Source organism: Halocynthiibacter namhaensis, assembly GCF_000812685.1.
In the GTDB taxonomy this organism is placed as follows: Bacteria; Pseudomonadota; Alphaproteobacteria; order Rhodobacterales; family Rhodobacteraceae; genus Halocynthiibacter; species Halocynthiibacter namhaensis.
Window position 1 is genome coordinate 26,644 of record NZ_JWIF01000061.1, and the last position, 16,026, is coordinate 42,669.

Below are 16,026 nucleotides of genomic sequence, written 5' to 3' on the forward strand. Positions count from 1 at the left end.
TTGAAGCGGGGCTTGCACCGCGTCTGTCACGGCTGCCCGCTTATGTTCAGCAATCAGAAACACGGCGTTGAGGATCTGAGTTTGGGAACGTGCACCAAATCTGAATGTAAAACCCTGCTAAAGATGGAGAAAGTGAGAGCCCTGCAATTTGGATGACACCTTCAAATATGACCTACAGGCCATAAACTCCATTTATGATCTACGGATCATATGCATGTGCCTGTGCGAGCAGCGAACGATTTCCAATGAGTGAACCGCCGCTCACCACGATTTATAGCAATTCCATGAACTCATGCAGCGTCTCGGCAGTTTGAAATAGTTTTCGAGCCTTGATCCGCTGCAGCAATGCCTCGGCATCCATGTCAGGATTTTTGAACCGCTCACGCATTTTGCGCAGGGCAGCGACAGCTGTGAGTGGGTCAAGTTCGATCGCATCAGAAATAAACTCATCGGCCGAGATGGCGTCGATGTCAAAAGGGTCGAGCGCTTCACCAGGGAAATCCTTAAGGTTTTCCGTCACAATCACCTGCGCGGATGTCGTGATCGCCGCAGCAAGAACATGGCGGTCATCCGGGTCAGGCAACACCAGCCCGGCTTCAAGCTCAACATACCCAGTGACGCATGCCTCCGGAAAGGCGCGCTCCATGGCAGAACGCTGCTTAATGGTGTCAGCGCCACCCTTCGTGATTTTGGCGATCGCACCGACAGTCTCATCCATAATCCTGTCGCTCCACCGAGGCCGAAAAAGTCCAGCCTCGGCCAGTGACAAGATTATGTTTCTGCGCATCGCACACGCCAGAACATTTGCGTCGATCAGCGCCGTGAAACGGTCGGCATAATCACTCATAAAAGATCGCTCTCCATATCCATTGCCGCGAGATCAGACAGTGCGTCAGAGCGATCGGTGTCGCGTTTCTTTTTGTATTCAAACAGATCCGCTGCTTTCACACGGCGATGTCGCCCTGTTTTGAAGAAGGCGATTTCCCCATCTTCTAAAAGCTTCACGAGATGTGGGCGCGACACATTCAACAAATCGGCCGCTTGCTGGGTCGTCAATTCTGCATCCACAGGGATCATCCGAAACCCTCGGCCGCTTGAAACCAGCCGCAACAACTCCATCAAGGATGCAGCGAGGGCTGGGGCCAACGTCACCGGTTCGATCTGTTTCTCGCCAAGCGCTAGACTCAGCTCAACCGCCTCATCACCGTTCACTTGCGAGGCAAGGATCCGGCGAAGGCTGTCAGCATTTTCAATTTCGACCTGATCGGGCAGACGTTCTGCGAACGCTTCTTTTGCTTGCATCATCATTGATTCTCTCCTTTTCACACGACGGGATCTTGCGCCCCATTCGCAATAATCAAAATAAACGAAATAAACGTAAATGCAACGAGAATATCCCAACCCTAGCGGACAGCACACATTACACGGCCCTTTCGAGACAGTTTCTGCAGCGACAACCAGCCACCACCGCGCGTGTCGTGTGCAATCGGCACCGGCATGAAAGCAGGCAATTTACGTCGTAGCGTAAATTGTCCACTTTTACGCTACGGCGTAAATTTCTTGCTGAAAACAAGATCACACCTCCAACCCCGCTGAACGCACTTGCTCTGGCGTTACGGCCTTGTTCGCCAGCAAATCAGCTACCTGACGACGGGTGATGTGCTTGCACAGGGGATGGCGTCCAAGAATCCATTCGACCAAGCTAGCGCGCCCCTTGGCTTCGGCCTCAAGGGCTTTCGCACGATCAACCTGGATCTGGGCAAGCCCCTTCTCCCATCGACGCATCTTGAACCAATTATCGGCGAAACAGACCTTGCTGCGCGTGTAGCTTTCGGTTTCGACGGCATAAGCTTTAACGGCCAGCAACAGATCCTCAGCTTTGACACCTGCCTTCACCGCCGCCGAAATTTGCTTCAGGCAGGTTCTCCGATCTCGGATCCGATCCTCGGGATATGCCGACAGGATCTTTCCAAACTCTAAATCTTCAACCTCCGCCGCCGCCTCGCGCGCGTCTACGCGCGTAGGTGGTTTATGGATGGTTTTAGGATGGTTTGGGGTCCACCGTGGACCCCGTACCCCGTCCACCATGGCCCCCCTACCGGGTTCACTCTGGACGGGGTCCACTGTGGACCCCGTCTCGACATCAGGTTCAGCAGTGGAATCCAGCTGAGATATCTTGGCCAAAACAATGCGGTAAATGACAGTGTAGCCGTTCTGACAGCGCCGTTGACCGGCCTCGATCAGAATACCCTCGTGAAGGAAATCGTTGATGGTGCGTTTGACCGTGCTTTCGCCCAATTCGGTATGACGCTGGATCGTTCCCTTCGAACACCAGATGCCCGAGCCGTCATCGCTCGCCTTGTCGGCTAGGAACATGATGATTTGCTTACGCGCAGGGCTGCCAAAGCGGCGCTCGGCGCATTCGTTCGCGATACGCCAGCTCATGAAATCACTCCCATTTGGGTTGAGATTCCGACGCGGATAACGTATGTATGTTCTTGGAAGTATTTCTTAATCCCGTTGAGGTGGATGGCCGTCCCCTCAGCGGTTTTTCTTTGCCAAACCGGCGGGGAAATCGCGTTTACACAGCGCCCGTAACCCATTGATAACCGACCCTGAACAAAACGGATCCGTTTACAATTTTTCCCTTTAAAATCAACGGAATTTTCCGGATTGCAAATCCGTGTACACCGGTTCGATTCCGGTACTCGCCTCCAATAAAATCAATGACTTGCGTCATCCTTACTCTCCTTCGCTGCCATTTTTGAAACAACCGTTGAAACTTTCACGTTTCGGTCTTGCTTCGTTCCATTTGATTTCTTGCCTCTTGAGCGCGCTTCGCCAGCTCCCTCTGTCGGATCGGCCCGCCGTACTTTTTCAGCATCTCAACACCTGAGTGACCGGTGACGGCTTTGACCATCTCGTCATCACAACCCGCCAGGTAGAGTTCGATGGTAGCGTTTTTCCGAAGACCATGGGTTTTGTAGTAACCGGCCTTTTCGTGCTCCATCTTCTTTTTGATCGCGCGCATTTCTTCGGCGACAATGCGATAGCTGACCGATTGCCCCTTTGCATTGGTTACCACCGTGCCTTCCCCTCGCTCGTAACCGGCCAGATGCTCTCGGAGCCTGTCTGTCAAAGGGATCCAGAGCGGCTTGTCTGTTTTGCCCTGTGTAAAATCGAACCCGTCATCGGAAAAATGCGCCCACTGCATTTTCACGACATCGCCAATGCGCTGCCCCGTGCCAATGCAGAGCTCATAGACGAGCCGCGCCCGCTTTGACGCCAGCGCCTCAACTGGGGAAGAAATCGGCCTGTTGTACCAGTGGGACAACGGCGAAACGCAAGTCACGCTGTATTCTGACTGGGATGTAGAGCAAGCGCTAGCAGATTTTGAGGAGCCGCCTTAACGAGGTACGTCTCATTGAAACGGACATCTACAGCATTGCTCCGCAATGGCTGCTGTGCGGGACTAGCTTTGCAGGCTTAAGCGATGCTGTTCACGGATGTGAGCCAGGATCACCATATCATCGCGTTGACGCTGGCTCATCGGGCGAACCCGCCACGCGCGAAAACCACGTGATGTGACCCGCATAACTTTGCACAGGAACTCAACTGGCCATTCTTCTTTCCAGGCGTCGATGAACGCAAATCTCACCGGCTTTGGCCTGCAAAGAAGATTGCCGCCTTTTTAACACTTCCCTCTCCTCGCGCAGCAGACGGACTTCCTTGCGAAGCCGCGTGTTCTCCTTCTCAACGTCTTCATGCGGTCCTGACATCAGGTCATCGTGTTGATGCTGTTGAACCCATTTGTTCAGCGTCGAAAGCCCAACCCCTAAATCTGATGAAAGTTGAGGCCGCGTTAAGCCACTCGTCGCCGCCATGCGCACCGCATCACGCCGAAACTCGTCTGTGTATCTCTTTGCCATTCTCTATCTCCTTCATAGCAAACATTGCTCGAAAGAGACCGGAACTAAACCGCGACAAGACCACCCGATGGATGTGCCTGTTGTGTTCCAGCGAAGGCTTAGGATGATGATCCAACATCGGTATACCGAATTGCTCGAACCTTATCTCGTGGCGGCATTCGGATCAGTTGAATGGCCCGTGGAGCCCACATCACGGTTATTGCTGGCCGTGAAACAGCATGGTGTAGCAATTGACGCGCTATACGATGACATCGGTGTCGCTGATCCCCGTGAGAAGCATCCTGTCGTGACCACAATGATTGAACGATTGGTGCCAACATCAACAACCGAAACCGTGGTCGTCAATCCCATCGTGCACATGCACCAATTCCCACCAAATTGAACCTGGAGGCCGTTGAGTGTGTAATAATTTCGGCGACCACCCAATGGCACCAAGCGATGATACCACACACCTGATTGAGCCGAGGTTGCTCCATGCAAAACTTACCCGGTGGATATCACATGCCACGTGAGTATGGCGTCGGGGCGAACCCAACGATACGCGTTTGATTGAGCCATCGCTCACAAATCAAGCAGAAATTAAATGTCCGATTTCAAGATGGTTGGCACAAAAACTGTGTCGGCACTGGTGATGTTGATTTGGGTGTCGCAGCCAATAGCATACTCCCATGTATTCCGTACATCACCAACACTAACGGCAGCTATGGGCAGTAAGCGACATTTGCAAAGTCGCACAAATGGCCCAATCCGTCCTTCACTTTGTTGGATGACAGTGCATTGCAGATTTCCCGAAGCGGACATTGACATTTCTACTCATGGTTTGCAAATGAGATCTTGTGGCTGAGCGGATCTAGTCGCAACTTATGACAGAGGCTGGATGCAAAAATGGCTGGTTAGAAGGTGGAGGCGTTGAAATGTCGATTGTACAGCCATAGGCGGTGGACAGGTTGGTGTTGGTGTAAACCGTCTGCGCATTCCCGCTCGAGACGACACGCCCGGCACGCATCATCACGATGTGATCCGCCCAGGCAGCGGTCAGGTTTAGATCGTGCATCACAGCGACAGCTCCACCTCCCTGATCCGCAAAATCGCGTGCGATTTGCATCACGTCGCGTTGATGAGCGATATCGAGACTGGCAACCGGTTCATCTAGAAATAACCAACGTGGCAAACCATTGTGGCTGGCTTCCCACATTTGACAAAGCACGCGCGCGAGATGCACGCGCTGTTGTTCGCCACCGGAAAGCTCCTGAAAAAAGCGGTTGCCATAGTCCGCCAAATCGACACGGGAAAGGGCCTGTTGAGGTAAGGTGTTTCGACGCAACGCATTTGCAGAACCTGTACCCGCCATCAACCCCAGGCGCACGACTTCGCTAACCGTGAAGGGGAAGGCGAGCGGCGTAGATTGCGCAAGAACCCCGCGCATAATGGCCTGTTCAGTAAGTGATATTTCAGACAAATCCCGACCATTTATAATCACTTGACCACCGTAAGGCATTTCACCCGTTAAGGCGCGTAAAAGGGTGGTTTTACCGCAGCCATTCGGACCAATGATGGCAGTGAACTCGCCCGGTTTTGCGGTAAAATCAATGCCATGCAAGATTTCCGTTCGCCCGATTGAGACCGTAATGTTTTTCGCTTTTAGCATGATTACATATCCAACACGCCACGACGGCGCAGTAAAATCCATAGAAAAACGGGCGATCCAAGGGTTGCAGTCACGATACCGATTGGCAGCTCTGCGGGGGCAATCACTGTGCGGCTGATGATATCGGCCAGCAGCAACAAAATTGCGCCAAGCAAAGCGGCGTTTGGCAAAAGGTAACGATGATCAGGCCCGGTTGAAAGACGCAGAAGATGTGGCACGACAATGCCGATAAATCCGATGCCACCTGACACAGCAACGGCCGCGCCAATCGCAGCAGCAACGGATAAGATCGCAAGGCCTTTCACGCGTTGAACATGCACACCAAGGTGGCGCGCGGCGGCTTCGCCCAAAGCCAGGCCGTTTAATCCGCGCCCCAAAAACGGGGCTGTGGAAATGGCCAATAGGATGATTGGCCCCGCAATCATCAGCTTTGACCACGTCGCCCCAGCCAGCGACCCCATGCCCCAAAATGTCAGATCACGCAGCTGTGCGTCATCGGCTTTATAGGTCAAGACCCCCGAGACGGCCCCCGATAAAGCGCCAAGCGCGATGCCCGCCAAAAGCATCGTCGCGACAGAGGTCTGCCCCCGCCGCGTTGCAACACGGTACAAAACAAGGGTTGAAGCCCACCCCCCTAAAAACGCGGCAAGTGGCACCAAGTAATAGCCAAAGAGCGCGGCCAATGCAGTTGGCAGAGATCCAGCCAAAACAATGGCGGAAATTGCACCAAGTCCCGCACCAGCACTGACCCCAACAAGCCCGGGATCCGCCAAAGGGTTGCGGAACAACCCCTGCATAAGTGCGCCGGACACCGCCAAAGATGCCCCCACCAGAATACCCATTAACAAACGCGGCAAGCGTATATCAAACAGCACAACGCGATCACGCAAGGTAATCTCATGCCCTTGTAATAAATCGGTGAAAACCGTGAAGGCCGAAGTTCCCGCAGCGCCCCATGTCAAGCTTAGGTATGATGTACAGGCCAGAGCGACGAGCAATGCGACTGTCATCCGGCGGGCAAGAATTGACCTGTCAAATGAGTGTTCATGGGCCGGCGAGAGAGCCTCTGACATCTCAGAGATTGCTGTCATTATTGTGACTCCGGCTTTGAAAAGAACGCCTCGGTCAATTGGGTTGCGGCTTCTGCTGTACGTGGTCCAAATCCCAACATCAGCGATCCATCCATTCGGATAATTGCGTTGTTTTGTCCTGCAGGCGTCAATTGAATTGCAGGATGCGCTAAGATTTCGCCATTGCTTGTTGAACCCGTGCCAGTTGCGGTCATCATCAAAATAACATCGGGCGCAGCCGTGATAATCGCCTCATCCGCAAGGATGCGGTATTGATCAAATTCGCTGATTGCGTTGCGTCCTCCTGCCATCTTAATAATACCATCTGCTCGCGTTCCCGTTCCGGAAACATTCAACCGACCACCTGGCATGGACAGGATGAACAACACTTTTGGACGTGCGGAATCTTCTGTTACCCGTGCCTGCCCACGCAGTTTCACTGCCTCAAGTTCGGCACCAATGCGCGCAGCAAGTGCATCCCCTTTTTCGGGCACACCCAAAGCATCGGCCACCGCATGTATGCGTGTCAGAATGCCGTTGGCGCTGTAATCACCGGGCACATCGATAAAGGGAATTTGTGCCTCGGCCAGCAATTCAAGCGTCTCTGGAGGGCCAGACCCGGGTTCCGTCAAAACAAGGTCGGGATTAACCATCAAGATACCTTCGGGTGAAAGTCGACGCATATATCCGACGTCTGGCAGGTCCAAAACATCTGGCGGAAAGACGGACGTCGTGTCACGTGCGATCACCCGATGTTGTTCTCCTAGCGCCCATATGATTTCAGTGACCGCCCCCCCAACAGAGGCAATGCGTTGGGCGTTTTGAGGGGGCTCTGCCGCGAGGGTCTGAGGCAAAAAGGCGCCCCCCGCGATTAAAGATGCTGCGAAGATAGCAGAAGAAATTAGAGGGTTCACTGATCCGCCTCCTTGCGGGGAAGGTCGACAAGGATCGTATCCCACATCGCCGCCATCGTGGGATCTTCACGACGATCCGGAAAGATCTGCAGGATGATGCGGCCTTCTGCGTCAAATGCCTCAAGTGAAAGGGCAGGTCCGCGTTTGGTAGGTTTGGTTACGATGTAAACTTCGGCCAGATGGTCTTCGCGAAGATGTAAATCAAAGCGCTCATCCAGAATGTTAAACCAAGGCCCCATGCGCTTGGTGTTTTCGACGTAACCGCCGTGAATTTGAATGCAGCCACGATTGCCGACAAACACCATGATCTTCGCTTTTTTCTCAACGGCTGCTTCAATCGCTAGCGAAACGGCAGCGGTTTCAACGGGTTGTACGTAAGGTGCACCAGCAATCCGATAGGCACCCAGACGGTTCATTTTTAAGCGCGAGGTCAGGCGGCCAAATTGATGGGTATCCGTCATCTTATCCCATTCAGCGCGCAATTCTTCCGCCTTAGCCGGGTCCGCATTGGGCATTTCTGGCGCGCCTTTGGTGCGAATTTCAAGTAGTGCGCCCTGGTCATCCAAAGCCAGTGCCGCGATACATTCGTCCCATTTGTCATGGTTGCTGGTGTCGCGCAGGTGGATTTTGTGAACAGCCATCCCTGTGCCACTAAAAACCTGCAAGCTACGGCGCAGACCCGTTTCAGTCGTCTTTTCAACGGCAAATGCATGCGTCCAAAACTTGCCGAAAATGCGCAAATCGACCTCGGGCCCCAGGATCATCGAAGCATGTGCCCCGTCGTGCCATTCATCATAGGTGCCAACACGTTCAATGACGCAGCTTTCGTTGCGCGTCAGAGCGAGGACTTCACCAAAGGCAATCGCCGCTTTCACAATGCCATCGGGTTTTGCAGCGATTCTTGTGACGCGCATCCCCTCATGTTCACCGCAATAGGCGGCAATAAGTTCGGCCTCGCTGATGTTAAGGCTTTCCGCGAAATCTCTTTCGCGCATCTTGGGGTTTTGTGCGCGCGCAGCACGGATTTCGGCGGCTGTCGGGGTGGTTTTATCCAGCATTTCAAAGCTTTCCTAGAGTTTCAGCTTTGCCTGGCCATGAACAGATTTGGGATCTGATCCTCTGCTGGAGCATATTGTTGTTTTCTTCAAGAAGCTCTTTTCTATTAGTTGACTATTTTAGTCAAGATCATTATCCCCCTCAAAATGATCTCCGGGAAACATCCGGCGACGGGAAAAACTGCAAGCAAGCCAGCAAAATATGCTGTGCCAGCCCGACGCATTGGAAAACCAAGGGGACAACATGGCACAGCCTGTTACAGAAAAACGATATCTTAAAACAAGCACCGCAATGGCCGCCGCATTGATCGCGACGCTTGCAACACCACTCAACGCCCAAGAATCGACTGCAGATGGTGGCGTGTTCACCATGCTTGGCCGTTTGGTCTTTGGTGCCGGGTCTGAACGTGTTGCGATTGACGTGCCTCAGGCAGTGACTGTTCTGAACCAGGATGATTTCGACCGCGAACAAGCGACAACTGTCGGTGATGTGCTCGAACGCATTCCGGGCGTGTCCACCGTTGGTTCTGAAAGCCCTTGGGGCGAAAGTTTCAACATCCGGGGGATTGGGTCCGGGGGATCTGCGGATGAACCACGCATTGTTATGCTGATTGACGGGGTCGGTAAATACTACGAACAATATCGCCTGGGGTCTCTGTTCACAGAGCCCGAATTTTTCAAACGCGTCGAAGTGCTGCGCGGCCCGTCATCTTCCACACTTTATGGTTCAGGTGCGATCGCCGGTGTGATCGCGATGGAAACCAAAGACGCCAGTGACTTCCTAGAAGGGGATGATACCTTCGCAGCGCGTCAACGTCTTCAGTTCACCGGGAACGGCAATGGTCGGTTGTCATCAACCATTCTTGCCTTTGCACCCAACGATAGCTTTGAAGCCCTGCTTGGCTATAACTATCGCACATCTGACATCGTTGAAGGCGGAGATGGTCAGCTTTTGACAGGCACTGAAGGCACGTCACGCGCCTTTATCGCCAAGGGTACATTGCGCTTTGGCGACGCCAATGAGCATTCGCTTGAAGCATCTGTTGTGCGCAACACATCTTTTGTGAATGACCAAGTTTACAATCTTGTGGATGCAACAACGACCGTGGGGCACGGTTGACCGCGATTTTGAAGATACAACGGCCTATCTGTTGTATAATTTCAATCCGTCGACCAATGATCTGATCGATTTGGATGTGCAGCTGTCTTATTCAAATACATCCATTGATATGTCAGATCCCCAAGCGATTTTCTTGCCCGTCACGGATTACGCGTATAAAGGCCCGACTCTGAAGGTTGAAAACAGCGCACAATGGTCTGGTGATGGTTTTGAAAACTTCCTGACAGCTGGTTTCTCGGTCGCGCAACAAGACCGCGTTGCAACGCCAGCAGCAGGTGGCAGCCTGACATTCCACCCCGCTGGTGAGACACAGACGACTGGCCTTTGGCTGCAAAACGAATGGATCAAGAATGATCGCCTCACGGTGATTGGCGGGCTGCGTATGGATCGTCAAGATCTGACACCATCTGCTGCGGTTGGATCTTTTCCTGACACATCCCGCACCGCTTATGCGGCCAATCTTGCACTGCATTATCAACTGAATGATCAGTTCGCGGTCTTTGGGTCTGCCTCATATACGGAACGCCTGCCAACCATCGATGAGATGTACGACACGCGGACCAGTGGTGGTGTGAACTATGATGTTTCCGCCGCATCCCTACAGTCAGAAACCAGCCGCAACGTTGAAGTTGGTATGTCATGGAACGCATCAGATTTTCTGCTGGCCAACGACAACTTGACGCTGAAAGCCGTGGCCTTCCAAAACCGGATGTCTGATCAAATCGCGCGCAACTCTGCCGCACCTGGCGCAGGTGTTGCGTCCTTTGTGAACCTCGATAAAACCGAAATCCGCGGTCTTGAATTGGAAGCCGCATGGGAAGCGGATCGTTTCTTTGGATCACTGGCACTGACGCATCTGAGCGGCAAGAACATTGGTGATCCGGCGTCCGCGAACCCAGGCCTGGAAAACCAACTGCCTGCGGATAGCATGACGCTTTCACTTGGGACGCGCCTGCCGGATCAAAATCTGGAACTTGGTTGGTCGCTGACCGCAGCTGTCAGTGCTGACCGCGTATCAGGTGGCAGCACGATCCATACTGCGGGCTATTCCACGCACGACGTTTACGCCAGCTGGAAACCGGATCATGGGGTCATGGAGGGTACTGAAGTTCGCCTTGGTGTTTCAAATGTGTTCGACCGAGATTACCGCACGAATTTGCAGTCCACGGGCACACGACGCGCCGGGCGTTCCATCAACTTGACGCTCTCCAAAACCTTCTGATCTCGATTTCTGTAGGAGAAACAACATGAAGAACCATGGCCAAAATCACCTTATACCGGTGGCAGCCACCATAATCGCGACCGGTTTTTTGGCCATGGCTGCACCGGCGCAGGGGGAAACCTCTGCGTCGGGCGCAACACTTATGATCGAATTGAACACCGTTTCAGAAACCCCGGGGGGATGCCGTCTAAGTTTCCTTGCCCAAAATGATCTGAGTGTTGACCTGAACACATTGGTTCTTGAAACCGTTCTGTTCACAAAGGACGGCGGTGTAGATCGGCTTACCTTATTTGATTTCCAAACCTTACCTCAAGGGCGTCCCCGCCTGCGGCAATTTGATGTTTCCGACCTGTCCTGTAGCGCCCTTGGAAGTATCTTAATCAATGGTGTGCATGCCTGCGCAGGCAGTGATGGCGACACTGAAATCACGACTGATAGCTGCAGAGATGCCTTGCGATTCAACACGCGTACTGACCACGAAATTCAAGGATAAACACATGAGTATGCTAACTTATATCGTTACGTCAGTTCGCGAATTCATAACGCTTGGTGGCCCCGTCGTCGCCATTCTTTTGATGATGTCCGTGCTGTCACTATCCCTTGTGATCTACAAGATCGGTCAATTTGCTATGCTTGGTGTTGGTCGCCGTCATAGCTTGGAAATGGCATTGAAATTTATTGATAATGGTGACCAAAAAGACGCCGAAACAGCGATAAGTAAAAGCCGCAGCCACTTAAAACCCCTGATCGCAACCGCCCTTCACGAGGCCCCCAATACCGCAGACAAGCCCCTCCTGTCTGAACGTCTTGCCGCCAGTTCCGAGCATCACATGAACCGCTTGGAGCAAGGGTTTCGCCCTCTGGATACCATCGCCCAAACCGCCCCGCTTTTGGGATTGTTCGGCACGGTTCTGGGCATGATCGAAGCCTTTCGCAGTTTGCAAGACGCAGGCACATCCGTTGACCCATCCCTGCTCGCTGGTGGGATCTGGGTCGCTTTGATGACCACCGCCGTTGGGCTTGCCGTCGCGATGCCGACCTCATTGTTGCTGACTTGGCTCGAAAGCCGCGTCGTATCTGAGCGGGTCTTCACAGATAAGGCCCTCACAATGTTGCTGTGTCCTGCTACACTCCCTGAAAATACAATCCCGAAAAACCGACATGCGACGGCGTAATCATGGCTTTGCGAGGCGCGCGTTGTCGATGACGCCGCTCATTGATATCATCTTTCTGCTTTTGCTGTTCTTCATGCTGACATCGACCTTCACGAAATTTGCAGACGTGCCGCTTATGACGGCGGGATCTGGCACAGCTTCAGCGCCACAACCTAGAAAGCAGATTTTCCTACGCCTTATGGCGGATGGTGTTTCTGTGAATGGTAACCCGATTGATTTCGCTGATATTACCCCCAGTATTTCCCGCGCCATGGGGGGCACCTCTGGACCGGCTTCGATTTTGTTTAGCCTCGGACCCAAGGTATCGTCGCAGCTGTTTGTCGATACGCTCACGCGCGCCCGCGCGATCCCCCGGGCAGAGGTCACAGTGTTGCAATGAAACGTAAACCCCGCCTCAAACGCCGACAAGCTGAACCCACAATCGCATTGATCAATGTGGTGTTCTTGATGTTAATCTTCTTCTTGATAGCGGGCACGCTTGCCCCCCCGCTGGATACAGAATTGCAGTTGGTTTCCGTTGACGGACTAGAAGGCCGGCCCCCGCCGGACGCCTTGGTCATCCATGCCGATGGACGGGTGCAATTCAGAGGTGAAGATATTGACCTCACGACTGTGGATATTTCGGTATTAACTCCTACGGCAAACGCGCCACCCTCTTCGGAGGGGGCGAGAGTTTCATTGCGGATCATACCTGATAAAAACACCCCCGCGGAACGACTGTTAGAGGTTGCCACTGCTTTGCGGCTCGCAGGCGCGACAGACATCCGCATTGTCACAGAACGAGGCCTGCAATGAAATCACGTAAAATCATGACGATAGGCGCTGTAATTCTAACATCCTGCGCCTTGCATGCGGGCGGGTTCGCATGGACTTACCAGGCAAACACTGTACAGATTTCTGGGGGGTCCCCAGCTGAGGTGGCGCGTTTGGGCAATGGTTTTATCGACATGACAAGCGGAACCCTTTCGCCTGTTACCGCTGATGACACCACCAAAACCGCTCCCCTCGAAACGGCTCAGCCCGCAACAACTCAACCCGTAACAGCGACAAGTACCACCCCTCCAGTTCAGACATCCCCCTCGTCGCCCACACGCACAGTGTCCAGTGCATCGCCAACATTGGCCACGGTGCCCCCGCCTTCTGAACGAATTACGGCCATCGCAACCGAGGTCCGTGAAGCACAAGCTGATACTCCCCGTCCAGCATCACGTCCGGTAACCCGTCCAGAACCGCGTCGCGCACAACCCAGTCCAACTCCGCAAGCCTCACGCCAGGGCGGCAATCAAAACACCCGCCGCGGCCAATCGACAGGACAGGAAACGGCAACAGCGACTGAGGCCTCTCCAAAGTCGAATGGCAGCGCATCAACCGCAGGAAATGCGGCGGCCTCCAATTATGACGGGCTTGTCTGGCGTCGCATCAGCCGAACACGCCGCAGCCGGTCAGGCGGGCGTGGCACCGCAGTGGTTAGTTTTCATATTGAGACATCAGGAACCCCCAGTCGCGTCCGCATTCAACGCTCCTCCGGCAAACCCGCGCTTGACCAAGCTGCCATAGACCATATTCATCGGGCTGCTCCGTTCCCATCTCCTCCCGCTGGTGCCCGTCGTGATTTTGGCTACACCTATGAAGGCCGAGGGTAAGAGGCGCAGGGACCATCCCAAGTTTTGTTCAACTTCTGACTGCTACATTGTGATACATGATCGTTATTTGATGTCGAAAACACGCCATTCGCGTAACTTCTTAAAACACACTAACTGCGTATTGCCGACTTCGGGGGAAGTGTTGCATGGATGTCAAATATGATTGGCCGGTGAATGGCTGCTTTCATCATTTTGACGGCGCTCCTTCGCAACCACAGAAAGTACCCGCATCCACTCGGCGCAGCGAAAGGCAAGGCCCGCTTTGGGCTGGAAGCTGCCACACGAACCCCTGATCTTTGGTTGGATGCGGGGGACTGCATGATATTTCCTAGGGAATCAAACCGCGAAGTGATCACTGAGATAGGAACAGAACACCGGGTTGATTGGCAGGCACCGATAGATGGCCGTGGCTCCATTCATCACAAATGATGCGTGTTCGCCCCGGTGGCGTCACGGGCACGAATGCTGCACGGTTTTCATCCGCACTAATATCAAGACCCCAACTCAACCTCTTGATCAGACACGACTGACGCCCATAGAAAACGTCATTGGCGAGGGAGTTGGGGCCTCTGGATAGGTGACTAATCCTACCGTTGAGATGAAGTTATGCGATGTTTTTTCGACTCCAAGGCGGTCCGCGTAAAATTCATCATCCCTTGTTCAGTTCATGCCCATCAGCCCGGTGTTCGTGTCACGGGGCATCCATTGCATTGACGGTTACCGTTGTCGTCAGAATCTATTTTTCATCGACACATTGGTCGGGGTGCCCACCAGATTGGCCCTAGGGACCAGTAAGTGTCTAATAATTACGTTGGCCTAGTGTTCACCGATGATGGTCTAAGCCGCGCAATGGGTGCGCTGCGGGCGTCTTGCAATTGATCCACTCCACACTGACCTGTCCATCTGAAACCCGACAGCTTATTCTGGAGCGGCTTTGGCATTGTAATGCGATCCGGCGCGAATTTGGGATTCGGCCAGTCGATATTAAGGCTGTTTATTGGTATCAATTTCGAAAACCAGTCAGCCAGAATAACGAGCCGGATCGATTTCTGGCTTGCCGCTTGCAGCATGAAAGATGCGCCTTGATGACGCTCACTGACTAATAATTTTCTGATTGGCTTGATTTCACCACACGCAACAAAAAAAGTTGACGACAATAATTTCCTAAAATTGAAACCAGAGTTTCACGCATTCCCCTTATAAATAGGCACGCGTCTCCTTTTATTCGTGACGAATGAAATTATCAGCGCATTCAACGCACTAGTTCCATTCGCGCGCCGCATTTCCCCTCTTGAAATGGCATCCGATTGTTCCAAATTATCCTGTGTCGGAGCACGGATCTCCATAAACTCCCAAACACTTTTGAACAATAAAGAGGAACCTATCTATGGTCGAAAGTCACAACACTACCCCAATCGCTGATAAGGTTTGCAAGCACCTGTACGAACACCCGGGATCGCCGGGCAATGTCCCCAAAGCCGTAAACGCTTGGCGTGACGGAATTTACGATTATGTCTGCAGTTCCCGTCTGGGGGAACATCTCAACAACTATCTGTTTGAAAATGTCCGCCCTGCGCTTGACCAACATGATTGTGGTCTCACGGATGCACAGAAAACGTCATTTCTTGAATATCTGCATGAACAGGTGCCTGAGTTTGAGGCCGACATCGGTGCCTTCATCGATGCCTACAGCCGCGACTTTGACAGCAATGTCGTCGCTTACATTAAAGACCTGACCTCCAACACCACAAACGTACATTAACGAGAAAGATCTAAATCATGGAAAAACATACATCCGAAGAAATCCTCAAGCAGGTGAACGAAGAACACAGGGCATATCTTCGTAACACCCCAGTTGCCGCTAATGCATTTGAAGCTGCATTTACAAATCGGGCGCGGAGCGGCCTACTGGAAGAACTGATCGAGCGTGTTTTAAATGATTGGCTGCATGAAGAGATGCAGAACTATGATCATCGCCTGACGGGTGGTCAATTAGCCGATTTTCATGGATTTGCAGGCTGTATAGGGCGGTGCAAAATTAGGCCACAGTAGCGCCGGTATTTCACCGGTGCGGGCGGCGCAAAAGTCGTCCACTTTTTGTCTGAACTGTTTGAGCAGGGAGGGCTGGAGGATTTACACTGTGGAAGTTTATTTGCAGGTGCGCCGGGCGCACTTTGATGAGGGTCGCAGCAAGCGGTCGATAGCACGTGATTTTGGCTTGGCGCGCGGAACGGTTGACAAGATGTGCGC

The 16,026-nt window shown here is 53.0% G+C and carries 20 protein-coding genes; 10 read left to right on the forward strand and 10 right to left on the reverse strand.

Features of this window, described 5'->3' with window-relative positions; translation table 11 throughout:
• Positions 1–271 precede the first annotated feature (271 nt).
• From RJ38_RS12700 to RJ38_RS12720, 6 genes are all read right to left on the reverse strand, one after another.
• Positions 272–847, reverse strand: a complete 576-nt coding sequence (locus RJ38_RS12700; RefSeq protein ID WP_039019262.1) for a PIN domain-containing protein — start codon at positions 845–847, stop codon at positions 272–274.
• Positions 844–1,308 (reverse strand): helix-turn-helix domain-containing protein, encoded by a 465-nt coding sequence (locus RJ38_RS12705; protein ID WP_039019263.1) that lies wholly within the window; start codon positions 1,306–1,308, stop codon positions 844–846. The genes RJ38_RS12700 and RJ38_RS12705 overlap by 4 nt, the downstream gene beginning before the upstream one ends.
• A 267-nt stretch (positions 1,309–1,575) precedes the next feature.
• Entirely contained in the window at positions 1,576–2,445 is an 870-nt protein-coding gene (locus RJ38_RS12710) for a hypothetical protein (protein WP_039019264.1), read from the reverse strand.
• 340 nt (positions 2,446–2,785) lie between these two features.
• Positions 2,786–3,334, reverse strand: a complete 549-nt coding sequence (locus RJ38_RS12715) for a site-specific integrase (RefSeq protein WP_238321698.1) — start codon at positions 3,332–3,334, stop codon at positions 2,786–2,788.
• Positions 3,335–3,472: 138 nt separating this feature from the next.
• The gene (locus RJ38_RS18900) at positions 3,473–3,658 is read right to left on the reverse strand and encodes a hypothetical protein (protein ID WP_039018311.1); all 186 of its coding nucleotides are present in this window, start codon (positions 3,656–3,658) and stop codon (positions 3,473–3,475) included.
• Entirely contained in the window at positions 3,612–3,929 is a 318-nt protein-coding gene (locus RJ38_RS12720) for an IS3 family transposase (protein ID WP_039019265.1), read from the reverse strand. Before RJ38_RS12720 ends, RJ38_RS18900 begins: the two co-directional genes overlap by 47 nt.
• A gap of 106 nt (positions 3,930–4,035) precedes the next feature.
• Between RJ38_RS12720 and RJ38_RS12725 the strand changes: the two genes are divergently transcribed.
• The gene (locus RJ38_RS12725; RefSeq protein WP_156121858.1) at positions 4,036–4,311 is read left to right on the forward strand and encodes a hypothetical protein; all 276 of its coding nucleotides are present in this window, start codon (positions 4,036–4,038) and stop codon (positions 4,309–4,311) included.
• Between the two features lie 468 nt (positions 4,312–4,779).
• Here RJ38_RS12725 and RJ38_RS12730 read toward each other — a convergent pair whose 3' ends face one another.
• From RJ38_RS12730 to RJ38_RS12745, 4 genes are read right to left on the reverse strand one after another with little or no spacing between them, the layout of a single operon-like run.
• Positions 4,780–5,577, reverse strand: coding sequence for a heme ABC transporter ATP-binding protein (locus RJ38_RS12730; protein ID WP_039019267.1), 798 nt, complete (start codon positions 5,575–5,577; stop codon positions 4,780–4,782).
• Between the two features lie 2 nt (positions 5,578–5,579).
• Positions 5,580–6,668, reverse strand: coding sequence for a FecCD family ABC transporter permease (locus RJ38_RS12735; RefSeq protein WP_039019268.1), 1,089 nt, complete (start codon positions 6,666–6,668; stop codon positions 5,580–5,582).
• Complete coding sequence (locus RJ38_RS12740; protein WP_039019269.1) at positions 6,668–7,561, reverse strand: heme/hemin ABC transporter substrate-binding protein; 894 nt, start codon at positions 7,559–7,561, stop codon at positions 6,668–6,670. The genes RJ38_RS12735 and RJ38_RS12740 overlap by 1 nt, the downstream gene beginning before the upstream one ends.
• Positions 7,558–8,619, reverse strand: coding sequence for a hemin-degrading factor (locus RJ38_RS12745; RefSeq protein ID WP_039019270.1), 1,062 nt, complete (start codon positions 8,617–8,619; stop codon positions 7,558–7,560). Before RJ38_RS12745 ends, RJ38_RS12740 begins: the two co-directional genes overlap by 4 nt.
• A 241-nt stretch (positions 8,620–8,860) precedes the next feature.
• Between RJ38_RS12745 and RJ38_RS12750 the strand changes: the two genes are divergently transcribed.
• The 9 genes from RJ38_RS12750 to RJ38_RS12800 all read left to right on the forward strand — a co-directional run bounded on the left by RJ38_RS12750 (position 8,861) and on the right by RJ38_RS12800 (position 15,828).
• A complete protein-coding gene (locus RJ38_RS12750) occupies positions 8,861–9,736 on the forward strand; it encodes a TonB-dependent receptor plug domain-containing protein (protein ID WP_162183571.1) in 876 nt (291 codons plus the stop codon).
• Positions 9,684–10,958, forward strand: coding sequence for a TonB-dependent receptor domain-containing protein (locus RJ38_RS12755; protein WP_082005735.1), 1,275 nt, complete (start codon positions 9,684–9,686; stop codon positions 10,956–10,958). The genes RJ38_RS12750 and RJ38_RS12755 overlap by 53 nt, the downstream gene beginning before the upstream one ends.
• A 25-nt stretch (positions 10,959–10,983) precedes the next feature.
• Positions 10,984–11,451 carry a hypothetical protein gene (locus RJ38_RS12760; RefSeq protein ID WP_039019273.1) on the forward strand — a complete coding sequence of 156 codons (468 nt, stop codon included), beginning with the start codon at positions 10,984–10,986 and terminating at the stop codon, positions 11,449–11,451.
• A gap of 4 nt (positions 11,452–11,455) precedes the next feature.
• Complete coding sequence (locus tag RJ38_RS12765; RefSeq protein WP_039019274.1) at positions 11,456–12,133, forward strand: MotA/TolQ/ExbB proton channel family protein; 678 nt, start codon at positions 11,456–11,458, stop codon at positions 12,131–12,133.
• A gap of 28 nt (positions 12,134–12,161) precedes the next feature.
• A complete protein-coding gene (locus RJ38_RS12770; RefSeq protein WP_039019282.1) occupies positions 12,162–12,512 on the forward strand; it encodes a biopolymer transporter ExbD in 351 nt (116 codons plus the stop codon).
• Positions 12,509–12,928 carry an ExbD/TolR family protein gene (locus RJ38_RS12775; protein WP_039019275.1) on the forward strand — a complete coding sequence of 140 codons (420 nt, stop codon included), beginning with the start codon at positions 12,509–12,511 and terminating at the stop codon, positions 12,926–12,928. The genes RJ38_RS12770 and RJ38_RS12775 overlap by 4 nt, the downstream gene beginning before the upstream one ends.
• Positions 12,925–13,776 carry a TonB family protein gene (locus RJ38_RS12780; protein WP_052245374.1) on the forward strand — a complete coding sequence of 284 codons (852 nt, stop codon included), beginning with the start codon at positions 12,925–12,927 and terminating at the stop codon, positions 13,774–13,776. The genes RJ38_RS12775 and RJ38_RS12780 overlap by 4 nt, the downstream gene beginning before the upstream one ends.
• 1,387 nt (positions 13,777–15,163) lie before the next feature.
• The gene (locus RJ38_RS12795) at positions 15,164–15,538 is read left to right on the forward strand and encodes a hypothetical protein (RefSeq protein ID WP_039019278.1); all 375 of its coding nucleotides are present in this window, start codon (positions 15,164–15,166) and stop codon (positions 15,536–15,538) included.
• Positions 15,539–15,555: 17 nt separating this feature from the next.
• Positions 15,556–15,828 carry a hypothetical protein gene (locus RJ38_RS12800; protein WP_039019279.1) on the forward strand — a complete coding sequence of 91 codons (273 nt, stop codon included), beginning with the start codon at positions 15,556–15,558 and terminating at the stop codon, positions 15,826–15,828.
• Positions 15,829–16,026: the final 198 nt, after the last annotated feature.